This window comes from Microbulbifer thermotolerans, from assembly GCF_001617625.1.
In the GTDB taxonomy this organism is placed as follows: Bacteria; Pseudomonadota; Gammaproteobacteria; order Pseudomonadales; family Cellvibrionaceae; genus Microbulbifer; species Microbulbifer thermotolerans.
Map to the genome: position 1 here is coordinate 2,805,450 of NZ_CP014864.1, position 15,577 is coordinate 2,821,026.

At 50.5% G+C, this 15,577-nt stretch carries 16 protein-coding genes; 5 read left to right on the top strand and 11 right to left on the bottom strand.

The features are described 5' to 3' along the window. Nucleotides 1-241: 241 nt before the first annotated feature. A complete protein-coding gene (locus A3224_RS17670; protein WP_407939251.1) occupies nt 242-727 on the bottom strand; it encodes a hypothetical protein in 486 nt (161 codons plus the stop codon). Here A3224_RS17670 and A3224_RS11635 point away from each other — a divergent pair. Further along, complete coding sequence (locus A3224_RS11635) at nt 689-2,383, top strand: RHS repeat-associated core domain-containing protein (protein ID WP_067154750.1); 1,695 nt, start codon at nt 689-691, stop codon at nt 2,381-2,383. The genes A3224_RS17670 and A3224_RS11635 overlap by 39 nt on opposite strands. Nucleotides 2,384-2,385: 2 nt before the next feature. Beyond that, nucleotides 2,386-2,646: an MbcA/ParS/Xre antitoxin family protein gene (locus tag A3224_RS11640; RefSeq protein WP_067154753.1), complete on the top strand. Its 261-nt coding sequence runs from the start codon at nt 2,386-2,388 to the stop codon at nt 2,644-2,646. A gap of 356 nt (nt 2,647-3,002) precedes the next feature. On the opposite strand, the gene A3224_RS17295 is transcribed toward A3224_RS11640, so the two are convergent. Both A3224_RS17295 and A3224_RS17300 read right to left on the bottom strand, forming a co-directional pair. Further along, the gene (locus tag A3224_RS17295; protein ID WP_067154756.1) at nt 3,003-3,326 is read right to left on the bottom strand and encodes a hypothetical protein; all 324 of its coding nucleotides are present in this window, start codon (nt 3,324-3,326) and stop codon (nt 3,003-3,005) included. Next, nucleotides 3,327-3,560, bottom strand: coding sequence for a hypothetical protein (locus A3224_RS17300; protein ID WP_067154758.1), 234 nt, complete (start codon nt 3,558-3,560; stop codon nt 3,327-3,329). A gap of 18 nt (nt 3,561-3,578) precedes the next feature. Between A3224_RS17300 and A3224_RS17305 the strand changes: the two genes are divergently transcribed. Both A3224_RS17305 and A3224_RS11655 read left to right on the top strand, forming a co-directional pair. Continuing rightward, nucleotides 3,579-4,217 (top strand): RHS repeat-associated core domain-containing protein, encoded by a 639-nt coding sequence (locus tag A3224_RS17305; protein ID WP_231902526.1) that lies wholly within the window; start codon nt 3,579-3,581, stop codon nt 4,215-4,217. Nucleotides 4,218-4,220: 3 nt separating this feature from the next. Continuing rightward, a complete protein-coding gene (locus A3224_RS11655; RefSeq protein WP_067154761.1) occupies nt 4,221-4,544 on the top strand; it encodes a hypothetical protein in 324 nt (107 codons plus the stop codon). Nucleotides 4,545-4,645: 101 nt separating this feature from the next. On the opposite strand, the gene A3224_RS11660 is transcribed toward A3224_RS11655, so the two are convergent. The 3 genes from A3224_RS11660 to A3224_RS11665 form a co-directional block, all read right to left on the bottom strand. Continuing rightward, the gene (locus tag A3224_RS11660) at nt 4,646-5,851 is read right to left on the bottom strand and encodes an IS256 family transposase (protein ID WP_067154764.1); all 1,206 of its coding nucleotides are present in this window, start codon (nt 5,849-5,851) and stop codon (nt 4,646-4,648) included. A gap of 63 nt (nt 5,852-5,914) precedes the next feature. After that, nucleotides 5,915-6,076 carry a hypothetical protein gene (locus tag A3224_RS16930; RefSeq protein WP_156481475.1) on the bottom strand — a complete coding sequence of 54 codons (162 nt, stop codon included), beginning with the start codon at nt 6,074-6,076 and terminating at the stop codon, nt 5,915-5,917. 262 nt (nt 6,077-6,338) lie between these two features. Next, the gene (locus tag A3224_RS11665; protein ID WP_067154767.1) at nt 6,339-6,647 is read right to left on the bottom strand and encodes a hypothetical protein; all 309 of its coding nucleotides are present in this window, start codon (nt 6,645-6,647) and stop codon (nt 6,339-6,341) included. A gap of 117 nt (nt 6,648-6,764) precedes the next feature. Between A3224_RS11665 and A3224_RS11670 the strand changes: the two genes are divergently transcribed. Beyond that, nucleotides 6,765-7,151, top strand: coding sequence for a hypothetical protein (locus A3224_RS11670; protein ID WP_067154770.1), 387 nt, complete (start codon nt 6,765-6,767; stop codon nt 7,149-7,151). A gap of 558 nt (nt 7,152-7,709) precedes the next feature. On the opposite strand, the gene A3224_RS11675 is transcribed toward A3224_RS11670, so the two are convergent. From A3224_RS11675 to A3224_RS11700, 5 genes are all read right to left on the bottom strand, one after another. Continuing rightward, nucleotides 7,710-10,460, bottom strand: coding sequence for a di-heme oxidoredictase family protein (locus A3224_RS11675; RefSeq protein WP_231902372.1), 2,751 nt, complete (start codon nt 10,458-10,460; stop codon nt 7,710-7,712). Nucleotides 10,461-11,560: 1,100 nt separating this feature from the next. Then, a protein-coding gene (locus A3224_RS11680) for an IS3 family transposase (protein ID WP_407939252.1) occupies nt 11,561-12,690 on the bottom strand; the annotation gives its coding sequence in 2 pieces (ribosomal slippage) (nt 11,561-12,432 and nt 12,432-12,690; 1,131 coding nt in all). Between the two features lie 30 nt (nt 12,691-12,720). Next, nucleotides 12,721-13,392, bottom strand: a complete 672-nt coding sequence (gene nfi, locus A3224_RS11690) for a deoxyribonuclease V (protein WP_067154773.1) — start codon at nt 13,390-13,392, stop codon at nt 12,721-12,723. 399 nt (nt 13,393-13,791) lie between these two features. Then, on the bottom strand, nt 13,792-14,190 hold the full coding sequence (locus tag A3224_RS11695; protein ID WP_067154776.1) for an ArsR/SmtB family transcription factor: 399 nt from the start codon (nt 14,188-14,190) through the stop codon (nt 13,792-13,794). Between the two features lie 71 nt (nt 14,191-14,261). Beyond that, the gene (locus A3224_RS11700; RefSeq protein ID WP_067154779.1) at nt 14,262-15,299 is read right to left on the bottom strand and encodes a permease; all 1,038 of its coding nucleotides are present in this window, start codon (nt 15,297-15,299) and stop codon (nt 14,262-14,264) included. Nucleotides 15,300-15,577 lie beyond the last annotated feature (278 nt).

Below are 15,577 nucleotides of genomic sequence, written 5' to 3' on the forward strand. Positions count from 1 at the left end.
TCGTGGATAATTATTTTTGGGACACCCATAAATTGCCACATAAATAATGCAATTTCATGGACATCCATAAATTGGAAAGATAGAGAAAATTAGCCATAAATATGCTTCCAACCAGCGTTAATACGCAGATATTCTCGTTACCGCAGAATAGAGTGTGAGCAAGGCTAATAATCTTTCCATTTGAGATAGAGCTGCTCCCACGGAAAGTCCGTGAAGATGCTGTCTGATAAATGGAAGAGCCTTATGTGCTAAGCGGAGGAGAGAAATAGCGTGTGCAATCACGGATACCGTGAACCCAGCGCTTTCCGAGCCGCTCACAGGCGTTGCGCACCGAGTGAGTAGCTCCGACCAGAGACTTGAAGCAGCTTTCGAAATTGCGGCTCAAGTAGAGCCAGTGTAGTGGATCGATCAGTACATTAAGGGACACCCATAAAACTATAATCGAAAAGTCCCCACCACCCGCTACGCCTACAACCGCGCCGGCCACCTCATCAGCAGCCGCGCCGTCACCGACCCCGACACCGGCAAAGGCATAGACACCCTCTTCGAGCGGGACCCCTTCGGCCGCCTGCTGCAAGAAATCACCCCCGACGGCACCACCAGCTTCCGCTACAACCGCCTCGGACAACTCATCGAAGCCCAAAACCCCCACCGCAAACTGCGCTGGGAATACGACCCCTGCGGCCGCGTGACCGCCGACTGGCAAGGCCAGGCCAAAATCACCCACCACTACGACGCCGCCGGCAACCGCATCGCCACCACACTGCCCGACGGCGAACAACTGAAATTTGCCTACAACGCCGCCGGCCAGTTCCAAAGCCTCCACCGCCGACTCGCCGGCGCCGAAGCGGAACAACTACTCGCCGCGATAGCCCACGACGACCTCGGCCGCGAAATCCAGCGCCAGCACGGCAACGGCCTTGCCACCGAACACCAATACGACCCCCAGGGCCGGCTGCAACAAATGCGCCTTGGCAAAGCCCAAGGCACCACCGAAAAACCCGTGCAGAACCCCCTGCACCAACGCCGCTACCGCTACAACACCGCAGGCCAACTGGCACAGATCGAAGACAGCCTGCGCGGCACCCGCAACTACCACTACGACCCCCTCGACCGCCTCACCCAGGTCGAAGGCCCCAACCCCGAACACTTCATCCACGACCCGGCCCACAACATCCTCGCCGCCGCCGGCTCCGTGGAAGAAGCCAAACAACAAGCCGACAACACCCAAATCCGCGGCAACCGCCTCGCCTTCCGCGGCGACACCCACTACCGCTACGACACCCACGGCAACCGCATCGCCGCCCTCAGAGGCAAAAACCAAAAGCTGCAAACCCGCTACCACTACAACAGCCGCCAGCAGCTGATCCGCGCCGAACAACTCAAAATCGACGACAACGGCCAGGAACAACTACAACAACAAACCCACTACCAATACGACCCCTTAGGCCGCCGCATCGCCAAAACCGACAGAGACCAACACACCGACTTCCTCTGGGACGGCGACCTACTCCTGCGCGAAACCGTACAGAAAACAAACAGTGGAGAAACCGCCAAAACCCGCACCTACTACTTCGAACCGGGCACCTTCAAACCCATCGCCCTGGACGAAAACGGCGAACTCTACCACTACCACCTGGACCACCTGGGCACCCCCGACACCCTGACCGACAGCCAGGGCGAAATCGCCTGGAGCGTCAGCTACACAGCCTATGGCAACCTAGCCATCAAACACTGCAACCGCATCGAACAACCGATCCGGTTCCAGGGACAGTACTACGATGAAGAAACTGGGCTGCACTACAACCGGTTCAGGTATTATGATCCGGAGGTTGGGGCGTTTACGACTCAGGATCCGGTTGGGTTGCTGGGAGGGATTAATAACTACCAGTATGTGCCGAATCCGGTGGGTTGGGTTGATCCGTATGGGTTGACTTGTAAAGAAATAAAGCCAAAAACAATACCTAAAGGAAAAATATTTGAGGGAACCATTTATCGATATGAACAGCCAGATCGTATCTCCACCACTTGGCATGCACACAAATGGAATCAAGCAGCAAACCATAGATATACAGAACCTGGAATAAGTGGTGTTTATGGCGGAACAACAGCTAAAACCGCAGAAGCGGAAATAGCTCACTATGGTGCGCTAACAGGTCGCGAGCTAGTCTCAAAAGAAGTAAAAATGAATAATATACTTGATATCACAGATCCAAAAGTAAGAGATCAATTAGGCGTAACTCTTGAAGAAATAACAGGAGACAGCTATGACACCACTCATGCCATTGGTAAATTTGCAAAAGAGAACGGGTTCGACGGAATACTAGCCCCATCTGCTAGAAATCCAGCAGGTGCAAATTTAATTTCTTTCAAGGGGTATTAATAATGAGCATACAAAAAAAATGGGAAGACTATGCAAATATATTTCTAGATGATTTCGAGGATTCTGAAGAAAATAAAGAGCTAGAAAATATAGTTGGCGACAAAAAAATTGCAGCCGTAATAAAATTCCACATAGGCAGTCATTACAAAGAGTGGCTGCATTCAAACATCGATGCTCTCAATGGAAAAAAACCAGTCGAATGTATAGAATCTGAGGAAGGCATAAAGCAATTAAAAGAAATGCTTATGAAGATCCCTTGTTAATATCTTAAAATAAAAGCTTTACCCGAGAGCCAGGTGTATAAATTGGCTCTCTACAAAATTAAAGGGGCTAAAATTTCCATGCCAGCCAAATAGTCTCAAAGACCATGATTTTATACCCCCACAAAAATGGTGAAATAAGCCCACCATGGTATCCCCAAGCCCCGCATTTATTACGCAAATGATTCTGAAATGGCTACATATAGAGAAACATTCAAATTGAAAAGCGGCTACCTTTCATTGAGTAAGCTTTTATCAAACGCGGTTTCGGATAATAAGTGCAATTGGTAAGGGAGCGGTTACAACATTTCGGGATACCCATAAAACTGTAATTGAAAAGTCCCCACCACCCGCTACACCTAAAACCGCACAGTCACCGACACTGGCAAAGGCATAGACACGAGCATTTCGGGGTCATTTCGAGACACCCATAAAAATAGAAACCCCTCCTTAGCTTCATCGCCGACTGGCAAGGCCAGGCCAAAATCACCCACCACTACGACGCCGCTGGCAACCGCCTCGCCTTCCGCGGCGACACCCACTACCGCTACGACACCCACGGCAACCGCATCGCCGCCCTCAGAGGCAAAAACCAAAAGCTGCAAACCCGCTACCACTACAACAGCCGCCAGCAGCTGACCCGCGTCGAACAACTCAAAATCGACGACAACGGCCAGGAACAACTACAACGCCAAACCCACTACAAATACGACCCCCTCGGCCGCCGCATCGCCAAAATCAGCGACGACCAACACACCGACTTCCTCTGGGACGGCGACGTCCTGCTGCGCGAAACCGTACAAAAAACAAACAGCGGAGAAACCGCCAAAACCCGCACCTACTACTTCGAACCGGGCACCTTCAAACCCATCGCCCTGGACGAAAACGGCGAACTCTACCACTACCACCTGGACCACCTGGGCACCCCAGATACCCTGACCGACAGCCAGGGCGAAATTGCCTGGAGCGTCAGCTACACAGCCTATGGCAACCTAGCCATCAAACACTGCAACCGCATCGAACAACCGATCCGGTTCCAGGGACAGTACTACGATGAAGAAACTGGGCTGCACTACAACCGGTTCAGGTATTATGATCCGGAGGTTGGGGCGTTTACGCAGCAGGATCCGATTGGGCTTTTAGGTGGGGTTAATAACTACCGGTATGTGCCGAATCCGGTGGGTTGGGTTGATCCGTATGGGTTGACGTGTAAAGAGGAGGCGTTGGACTCTTATGCCACCAAGAGTGCGAAATCCCATTTTCCTGAAAACCCGAACGATCTAACCAAAGAATTAGGGGTTGCCCCAAGAGTATCCACAACTCAACACGGCACAACTCGTATGATTTGGGAACCCAATAGCAATACTCGAATCCGTTATGAAAGCCACCCAGGTGATTCAGGCCCATTCAACCCAAGGCATCATGGTGAACATTACCATGTTGAGACTAAACCAAGTCATTTGACTTGGGGGCAAGCGAAGCGTCGGGGTGAGATACAGAAAATCAAACCAGAGAATTACCAGCCCGGCCACGGTACAGGCTTTTTGCCTGGCGAATCTTATCCAGGAATGTAATCAATGAAAGATCTAGTTATTAATGATGGAGAAATAGAAAAAATATCTTCCGCTGCTGGATATTTAGAAATCATATTTAAAGACTGGAGGGAAGACAAATGGATCCTTTCTATTGATGAGCTTATTGCATTTGAGTCGATAGGAGCAGAAGGAGAAACTCTCGGCAGTTTTATAATTGAAGAGCAAAATGAATACAAGAATAAGATTCTCAAGCTAATGCCTGAAGAGGAAAATTTAAAGACTAACGTTTTTGTATTTAAGTCCGCATGGAATGATATTCCTGTTCTTCAAGCAATAGGTAAGAGCATCAATGCTAAACCTATGTAACTAGTGGCTCTACACATTTTGGCTGGGAGGGAGAGGGTGTTCAAAATTCTGTGTCAGCCAAATAGCCTGAGGGTGTTCAAAATTCTGTGTCAGCCAAATAGTCACAGACTGATGTATTTCTCCAAGCGTTCCGGGAAGTGGATCGCCAGCTGTGACAGCGTCAGGTTCCAGTTCTGGATTGGGTGCGTCCAGCGCTCGGAGGCCTTCAGTATACCGGCGTACAGCAGCTTGAGTAAGCTGTTCTCATTGGCGAAGCCACCCTTGGTTTTGGTCAGTTTTCGAAACTGCCTGTGCACGGCTTCAACGGCGTTTGTGGTGTAAATTGGCTTGCGTACGTATTCCGGATATTTGAAGTAGGCCGATAGTGTGAGCCACTTGCTGCGCCAGGACTTGATCACCATCGGGTATTTGTCGCCCCACTTGGCTTCCAGCTCGTCCAGTGCGCTCTCGGCAGCATTGAGTGTTGCCGCCTTGTAGACACATTTGAGATCTGCCATAAAGGCCTTCTGGTTCTTCGAAGCCACGTACTTCATCGAATTGCGGATCTGGTGGATCACGCAGTGCTGGATCTCCGTTTGGGGGTAGATGCTCTCGATGGCTTCGGGGAAGCCCTGGAGGCCATCCACACAGGCGATCAGGATATCTTTGACCCCGCGGTTGTATAGGTCGGTCAGAACGCTCAGCCAGTGGTGTGCGCCTTCCTGGTCGGACAAGTAGAGTCCCAGCAGCTCTTTCTTGCCTTCGATGTTCAGGCCGAGGATGGTGTAAATGGCCTTGCTGATATAGCGGCCGTTTTCCTTGATTTTATAGTGGATAGCGTCGAGCCAGATGATAGGGTAGATAGGCTCCAGGTCGCGCTCACGCCAGGCCTGAAGCTCGGGCAGCAGCTTGTCTGTAACGGCATTAATGGTGCCGTTGGAGAGTTCCATACCGTAGATGTCGGCAATGTGTGTGCGGATGTCCTGGTAGCTGTTACCGAGGGCAAACAGGGCAATCACTTTGCGCTCCAGTTCGTCGGTAAGCTGCGTCTGATGCTTTTTGACGATCTGCGGTTCGAAGGTGCCGGCACGGTCCCGCGGCGTATCCAGTTCAAAGCTGCCAGCGGAGCTCTTCATGGTCTTAGATGTATGGCCATTCTTGCGGTTGGGCTTGTCCTCGCTTGCGAGGTGCTCCTCCAGCTCCGCCCGCATGGCCGCTTCGGTAAGCTGTTTGATCAGTGGGGTCAGGATACCGTCTTTGCCACTGAGGTCTTTGCCCTCACGCAGTGCCTTGATGGCGGCATCCATATCGAAGGTAGGTTTGGTCATAGGTCATCTCTTTTTTGTTAATGGTAAAGAAATGACACAGAATTCTGAACACTACCAATAGCCTCACAGACTGATGTATTTCTCCAAGCGCTCGGGGAAGTGGATCGCCAGCTGCAGTATTTCTGGACACCCATAAAATAGAATATCCTCCTTAGCCTCATCGCCGACCGGCAAGGCCAGGCCAAAATCGCCCACCACTACGACGCCTTCGGCAACTGAACGCATTTCGGGACACCCATAAAATGTAATCGAAAAGCCCCAGCGCCCGCTGCCTGCGCCAATGGGGCGCCCCCATCGACAGCCAGCCCACCTACAGCTACCAATTCGACTGGGACCAGGACGGTAAAGGTGTACATTTCGGGACCCCCATAAAACTGTAATCGAAAAGTCCCCACCACCCGCTACGCTTACAGCCACGCCGTCACCGCCCCCAATAAGGGAATATAACAACTACACTGAATATCCTTATTTAGAAATAGTCTTGGTTTCAAGTAATAAGTGGAGAAGAGAAATAGCGTGTGCAATCACGGATACCGTGAACCCAGAGCTTTCCAAATCGCTTGCAGACGTTGCGCACTGAGTAAGTAGCACCAATCAGAGGCTTGAAACGGCTTTCGACGTTACGGTTCAGGTAGAGCCAGTGCCTGGGGTCGATCTGCAGCCGTTCGAGAATCGGCGGCAGTCGCTCACCTCGGTCACACAGGAAAGCGTGGCGCACGCAGCGGGATACGCAATGGTAGTAAGGATTAGCTTCGCGAGAAATCAGGGATTTGTGCAGGCCTCCTATTTTGGCCATTCAATTTTCTGTATGGATAAACAGTATTTCTGTAAATAAAAAAATGTTGCAATATGGCTGGCATCTAAAGCTTTTTTGTTTTATGGGCGTCCATAAACTGATTTTTAGGATTAAAACATGAAGATTATGTTTTCATGGAAAATATCGGAAGAGTTTGTTTTTCCATATTGTACATCGGACAATCTTAATAAAGATGATATAAGTATTTTATCTTGCCTTCTAATGGACGACGGAGGAATCCCTTATATCCAATCTATTCCTTGGATTCAGAAGGGTATTGAAAAAATAGACTCAGTCGTTAATGGTAAGGCTAAATCTGCTAGTTGGGACAGGGAGGCTTGGGGAGCATTGATAACTATTAATGGTGCAAAAATCTATTCTTTATTTGAAGAGGATTATTTTGAAGAAATTACATTAGAACAGCTTAGAATCGCTCTTATCTCTTGGATGAATTTTATAAAAACAAGACCAGAGCATGGTAAAAGCGAGGAAATCGAACTGTAAGTTATTTCAATACAATTTGCAGCCTAATACACTTTTTATTTAATTAAATGTTTAAAATGCGTCTAAAAAATTTGCACCAGAAAAACAATCACACAGATACGCATAGAATAAGGCTTGCCCCTCGTGCGTTCTCATCAGACTGGCTATTCAACACAAAATCGATGGTAATAAACGCATCGACATTTTTTGGACGGCAATATACTGCTGCGCGAAACCATCCGAACGAACAAAATTGTGCTAAAAACTGGACACCCGGCAATTTCGTCTTCCGGCTTAAACAGTTCCGCAGCGTTCCGTTCAAGGCTGCGTTGCAGCCATGACCACTACAAGCCCGGTGCAGAGAAATAGAGATCTAGACATCGCTGACTCATCATAATGTGTTTATTCTTATCACTTGCACTCCGTAAGAAGCGCCACCTTTTTAACGCAAAAATTAAAATCCGTTGCTCACATTTCGCAGAGCCCCAACCTGGACACAGCAAAACAGAAACCCAGCAACAAAAAAGCGCGGAATAAATTCCGCGCTTTGAATTGAATTTTCGTGGACGACGAAAAAAGTTAGAGCGATGTCAGAAAGTTCAGGAGGTCCTGCTTTTGTGAGCTATTCAAGCTCTGATAAGCATCGTTGGCTGCCTGACCCTCACCGCCGTGCCAGAGAATCGCTTCTTCGATAGTACGCGCACGACCGTCATGCAGATACCCGTGTTGTGGCGAGCACACTTCATTGCCCTGTCCACCCTCAGGGTTTATCACCCCACCGGTAACACAGGCCGACAGCCCCAGCCCCCAAAGTGGAGCTGTCCGCCATTCGGCACCGCTGGCCTCTCCTTCACCCAGATTATCCGCAAGACCCGGTCCCATATCGTGTAACAAAAGATCTGTATAGGGGTGGATGGTCTGGTTGCGCAATTCTGCAAACGGGTGGTATTCACCGGTTTGATGTGTCGGGGTATGGCAACTGGCGCAACCGATATCAGTAAACAGTTGTTGGCCATTCAATACCGACGGATCATCATAATTCCGTTGCGGGCGCACGCCCAGTAGCGCAATGTATTTGGTCAGATCCTGCAAGTGGCTATCATCAAGTTCCGCGCCTGTCGCACCGCAGTCAGTCTGGCTGCTGCCGCAATCAGGCTGAGGGTATACTGACGTCATTACCCCCATGTCGGTGTTAAGTGCACGAGCTATCTGGTGGCGGATACTGGCCACACCGGCCTTCCAGCCGAAGCGACCCAATCTTGTCTCTCCAGTTTCCGGGTCAATTACGCGATTTACGCGCCCGGAAATGCCATCACCATTACTATCATCAGGATCCGCCAGCGCAACTACTGTGCTTTCATCAATAGCCTCCAGCAATCCCATACCTACGATCGCCGGTGCAATGCGCGCAGAAAATCGCTCCGGTACCACTCCGGTGAACGCAAAATTCGGTGAGCGGAGCCCATTCTCTTCACTCCAGCTGGCAATTGATACCTGCCCCTCACTGGCTGCACCATTAATGGCTTCTGGCTGTAAAGTGGAGCCGAGATACGGATCGGGACTGCCATCGGCAGCGGCCACCTTGAATGTCCATTTATCCAGTGGCTCGCCCACGGCGGCCGGTACCGCTCGACCGTTGCGTTCGTGACAGCTGGCGCAACTATCGTTGATATAGTGCGGACCGGCGAGACCCATCATCGGCGTAAAGGGCGGGTTAGCCACCGGGTTTTCATCGTGCACACCATCTACGGCGGAACTGTGCACAATACGACGCCCTCGCATAAACGGCTGCGCATTGTCATAGCCGATATTGGTGGCCATCTGCATATAGTGGTTATCTGTCTCCCCTGATGTCATTGCGTGTATCGTGGTGTCACCACCGAGCCAGGCACTTTCAGGGATCTTGACTGAGTCTTTGATTCCGCCCAATGGAGTTGTGCCACCCACATCCCAAGGCACTAATCCTTCACCCACAATGTATAAAAAGGTAGTCCCGTAATAATTGGCGCGTCCGTTGGGTACGCTGGGGTCCAGGAACTGACTGATTTCAAATTCCAGTTTGTCTCCTACCTGAATATTGCGGCCCTCACGGCAGTTATACGTCCGCTCTTTGTAATAGTTGTACTGATCGACCACCACCATCACACCGTTGTCGCAGTACTCAGCAACCGTTCCAACACCGCGATAAAACCAACGGTTTTCTGCTTCGGTATCACTCAGTTTGAACTGGGTGCGCACGTTCATACGTACCGAATCACCGCCCTTGGCGACCTCATCAATAATTTCGACGGATATAGTACGATGCTCCCAGTAAAAACTCAGATAATGATCGTAAGCCTGAAACATATCCTCCCTAGCATGGCGATCCCGCGCGCGATCCGAAAAACGGGTAACCAGCGCCGTCGGTGTTTCAAAAGTAATGGCCGGCTCCAATACAGTGTTACTGTCGTAGAGCGGAACGATAGTTCCTAGATCTACACCAGGGGAGGAGCCACCAGAGGAGGAGCCACTGGAAGAAGAGCTGCCGGAAGACGAGCTTCCCGAAGAGCTGCTGGAGCTGCTGCTACCAGAGCTACCGGAGCTGCCGCCAGACGAAGAAGATGAAGATGAGGACGAAGAAGAGGATGAAGATGAGTCACCTTGACCGGAAAATATATACTGTTTGGCTGGGATATTTTCACCCACGCCACCGGTAATTTTTGTAAAGGAAATATTTACCACATCCCCGGTGCTCAACCCGGTAATATTGTAGGTCCAAAGACCGTCTTCTTCGGTCATGCGCACATTTCTCTGCCCGCCGCCGTTTATTGAATAGTGTATATCTACAATATCACCACCAGTCACCCGCGCTTGAAAGGTGCTCTCATTCAGCTCTACCACACAGCCTGAATCGCAATTCGTCGAGCTGCCAAATACACCGAGCTCCCAGATGGAGTAACCCCAATAATTTCCGACACTGCGGCTAATCCCCTGAATACGTACATGTTGGTACACACCATCGACATCGACAATGTCGGTTCGATGTCCAAACTCACCACCTGTCTGTACGCTTAATGTGTCCCAGTCCACGCCGTTATTGGAACCCCAGATTTCATAAGTTTCCGGGTTGGCAGCCTCCCAGAATATTTCGACCCGGTCGAGGTCATAGGGCTGGCCTAGGTCCAGTGCAATCCAGGAAGGGTCTGTCTGCCCGAAGGACGCCCAGCGTGTCCCGGTATCTCCATCAATGGCGTTACTCGCGGGGAGAGCTTCAGTACTGGCAGAAACACTTGCCCCCGTTGCCAAGTTGGTTTGCTGCGCCAGAACGCTCTGGGGCAGCACGAGAGCCACAGCAACGGCAGCACAAGTTAGCAAAGAAATTTCGGAAACGGGAATAGTGTCACGTATTTTCGTGAATAGACGCATGGTCGAGTCTCGCTTCAGCACAATTGTTAATATTTGAGCGCGAGCGCGTCACGCTCGTATCAGTTCACCTCGAGTTTGAAGCTAGGCAGTCGGGCGGCCGATGTCGTCCCACTTTGGGGGACCTTCAAACATGGTGCAAAACAAGAAACCGAAATCGTCTACCTCGTCACATTGTCTCCGATTTTGAGCTGCGGTAGTGCTCAATAAATTCCATATGGCGATAAAAATTCGCCACTGTATCGCATACCAGACGGAGAATACTGGTGATAAATCCTTGTAAGTTCGTGCTCACTCATAACATCTATAATTGGGTGATAAGTTCCCAACATCAGCCCTTGGCCAAACATGACCTGAACCCAGGCCCCATTAAAATGATTTAATTTTGTTAATAATTTTACTAAAAGCTTCATGAATAATTTCATGGGATTCTAGTTTCATGCACATCGACAAATTTGATAGATAGAAGTCTAAACATAAATATGCTCGCAGTCAGCATTGATATAGGCCGCTTAGCCAGTGGGGTGCACATTCCTGGTCAGACAATTTGATCCCAATAGCTCTTTCTTTCCTTCCATGTTTAGGCCGAGGATGGTGTAATTTGATGGTCGACAGGAGCTCTGCAATTAACCGATGAGGCTTGGACGAAATCTCTCAGTGGAGACTCAAGTGTCATACACAAGGTCAATCCAGACAGAGGAAGAGCTCTGGCAAGTGACGTTTATTTTTCCCCATAAATCAAAGGGTTAGTTATGTAGGTGGGCAGTGGCGCAATGCACATGGTCCGCCACGGGCTACGCACCTGAGACTTGTTATAGATAATGGTAACAATGTTGTTAGTCCCTTCCCGGTTATACCATAGGAGAACGTATGTATTACCTTAAAAAAAATTGCCCTATATGTGGTGATGGAATACTTGGTTTCCTCAGGTGTAGTGACGGAAAGAAAGTAGTCATAATGTGTGATGAGTGTAACTCTGTTTGGTTAGCTCCGGATGAAGTAGAAGAGCAGTGACCTGCCCCCAATTTTTAATCCAACCTCGTGTTAGTAATGTTCGTGTTGATAGATTCTTTTTTGTGCGACCTGAACGCTGCTGCAAATTCCGCCGGTGTCTGATAGCCCAGCGATGAGTGTGGCCGCTGCTCGTTGTAGTCTTGCCGCCACTGGCTGATCAGCCCCCGAGCATGAGCCAAGTCCCGAAACCAGTGCTCATTGAGACATTCATCCCGAAATTTGCCGTTGAAACTCTCGATATATCCGTTTTGTGTCGGCCTCCCTGGCTGGATCAACTTTAGCTCAACCCCGTTGCGATAGGCCCACTGATCAAGCGCTTTGCCGGTAAACTCCGGCCCTTGATCTGTCCTGATGGCTTTGGGATAACCACGGAAGGCCGCTATGGCATCCAAACTCCTCACCACCTGCTCTCCAGATATCCCGCTGGCTACCTGAATATCGAGACACTCCTTGGTGAAATCATCGACAATGGTCAGACACTTGATACGACGGCCATTGGCCAGAGCATCCATCACGAAGTCCATCGACCACGTATGGTTCGGGGTTTCCGGTAGCGATAGAGGCTGTCGCTCAACCATAACGCCCTTGCGACGCCTACGTTTGCGGACGGCTAGTCCCGCCTCGTGATATAACCGATAGACCTTCTTATGGTTCACTTTCAGCCCTTCCCGACGCAGCATCTGGTGCACTCGCCGGTAGCCGAATCGCCGTCGCTCGAGTGCTATTTCCTTGATACGTTCAGCCAGTTCAGACTCTGTAGCCTTTTTGGACTGGTATCGCATGGACGCGCGAGATAACCCGACGAGCGAACAGGCCCTACGTTCTGAGATAGTCGTTTCCGACCGCATGATTTGTACGGCCTCGCGCTTGTTGCCGACGGTTAGTACTTTCCCTTAAGGGCAGCCTTCAATGCTTCCTGATCCAATAGAGACTCCGCCAGCAGCTTCTTAAGGCGGGCATTCTCCTGTTCCAAGGCCTTGAGCCGCCGGGCCTCAGATACCTCCAGACCTCCATACTTCTTACGCCAGGTGTAAAAAGTGGCATCCGAAATACTGTACTTGCGGCAAAGCTCTTTCACCGGGATACCGGCCTCAGCTTCCTTCAAGATTGGGATAATCTGTTCTTCAGTAAAACGTTTCTTCATGTTCATCGTCCTCATTGGTGATGAACATTACTAGGATTGAAGTGGACTAGAAAGTGGGGAGCAGGTCAGCCGCGTTGTCTCCGGCAAGCGGTATTTAGGCGAGAGATTCAAAATCCATTTACACGCAGTTTCCAATGAAATGCGATGGCCGATAGAGACATAAATCGGATTAATGCCGGTTTGTGTTCTCAGTGCATTACCAATCACTTCACCGTTGTCGATAAGAGGTGCTGTTGCGCCTCTTTTTGTATCCGGCGCCTGATACTCACCAAGCAATTTTGTCTTACCACAGCCGATTGTCGGGATATCAAATACCACGCCTAAATGGCAGGCCAAACCAAACCGGCGCGGGTGCGCATAGCCCTGTCCGTCGCATACAATTAAATCCGGTGAATGATTGAGTTTGGCAAACGCTTTGATAAGAGGAGGTAGTTCACGAAAGGAAAACAAACCAGGAATGTAGGGAAACTGGGCATGGTCATCGGCAGTTACCGTTTCGACAATCTCTAACGTATTCGCATCCAGAACAACCACTGCTGCCACTAGTTGATCGCTGTGCTTGTCATAAGCCACATCGACACCTGCGACACGTTGTATCTCCTCGAACTGATCTTCTCTTGTTACTTTAGCAGCCAGTTCTTGTTGTAAGTGGCGTGCTTGCAGCTCTGTGAGATTCCATGAATGATTAATCTTGGGGTTCATTAGTCAGTGGTCAAGTTCTGAGAATATCAATTCAATAATGATACTGGTCATGCCCAGCATCTTAACTCGAGGATACCATCGGCAGAATAACGAACAAGCGGATGCTCGACATTTCAGGATACCGATAAAACAAACCGGCGAATCAAAAGCAGCCCCCCGCTAAGGCCAAATCGCCCTGCTCGCCCTCACCACTATAGTGACGAAAGACAGAAGGTCGAGAGGCAGATACGAAAGGCCACAGGAAGCACTACCGCAAGCATTAAATTACCATTTCGCAGTATTGCGGGACGTCAACATCCTAAGGTGTCGGAAAGAAGATTCCCCGCCGTTATCCTGCGGCTCATGAACCCTTTGCATCAAAGAATTAAAGACAAAAGGTGAAATTCGTGTCTTGGGGCACTAATCGCTCGCAGCCAGCGCGGCTTCCCACTCCTCACTGTTAGGCCCAACCACACATTGGCCGTTTTTCCGCATGGCAAGGCGGAGCTGACAGCGTTTGATTTCCTTTTGGAAACGCTCCGCCGGGATCTCTCGCACTGCGGCCAGTATCTGTTGGTTGAACGCGGAGCCGTCATTGTTGAGCGTGTAAAACACCCACTTTCCCTCCCGGCTCGCCGTTAGGAGATTTGCTTTCAGTAGCGTCTTCAGATTGCGCGACACGTTGTAATGAGAATCGCCCAGAACGTCCATAGCCTCGGCCACGCAGACACGCTGGTCAATCTGCGTCAGCAGCCAGAACAATCGCAGTCGGTTGGGGTCCGCCAGGGCCTTGAGGGTATCAACATAGGTTGTCAGCATCGCTTTCCTATTGTTCCGATAGTCGGGGAGGCAGCCGCGACCTGCTCCGGGCCGATCACGGCTGTCATGCTTCAGAATACGAAGCTAAATATTACGCCCCCAGCGATGGCCATACAAAGCACTATGGAAACAAAAGCCACAACCGCCCTGGGCTTCAGCACCGTAGATACAATCGCAATCTCCGGCAAGCTCGCCCCAGTACCGCCGATGAGCAGTGACATAGCAGCGCCCATACCCATCCCCTTGGAGATCAGCACATCCAACAATGGCAAGGCCATTTCGATACGCAGATAGAGCGGGACGCTGATTACCGCAGCCACGGGGATCGCGAACCAATTGTCATTGCCCACATATTTTTCCACGATATCAGCGGGCAGAAAGATGGCGGATACGGCGCTGATAGCGGCACCGATTAACACATAAGGGGTGATCTTTTTGAATAAGGCCCAGGCAAACTGAAGAGCCCGTTGCAGGCGCTCCTGATGAGATACTGAGACCGCTGCCAGGGCGGGACCGCTACAGGTTGCGGTGGCTGTTGCTGCAGCGGAACAGCCTGAAGTCTCCACACCCAGCTCCCGATCTTCCTCCTCCATGATGTATTGCACTTCGTGGTTCTGGGCCGGGTTTGCGGCAGCCCCTGCGCAGGCAGAGGGAGTTTCGGATTTAATCAGGTCACGTTTGACCGCGTGGCGAAGGCTGGTTCCTCCAATGATGTAGCCCGCAGCAATGGCGCCGCCCAGCGTCAGCACAAAGTAGATTGCCGCAACTTTGAAGCCGAAGGTCGCCATAATCAACCCAACCACGACAAAGTTGGTCAGAGGGGCGGAAATCAGAAAGCTGAATACGGTTCCGGTCGCCACACCCATCTGCACCATACCGATCATGACCGGAATCATGGCGGCACTGCAGAAAGGCGTCAGTATGCCCATAAAACCACCAATGATCGGCCCCCGGCTCTCGTGCTGCTGCAATTTGGTTTGCAGCTTTTCCTGTGGAATATAGTGCCGCACCACACCGGTCAGTACCGACACCACCGCAATGATCAGCAACAACCAGCCGCCAATATGAATAAATTCCTGCAGGGCCTGCGCCCAGAGCTCCGTTTGCATTAAGTCATCTCCTGTTTAACCTCAATACATGCACATATGCGCATTCGTGCATATATTTTGGGAAAGTTGACCTCCTGTCAAGCCTGGAATTGTCCTGAATGGACTGAAGCTACCTTTATTAAGCCAATACAACCTCGGCCTTCACATGCCTTGAGCTCCCCCTGCGCCAACATGCCTTCTCCCGTGGTCTTGACACGGTGTTACATGTCTGGCGCGATCAATTTAAAAAGATACCGACAGCAGCATTGAAAACTAGCTTAGTTACACCGTAGTCTCAT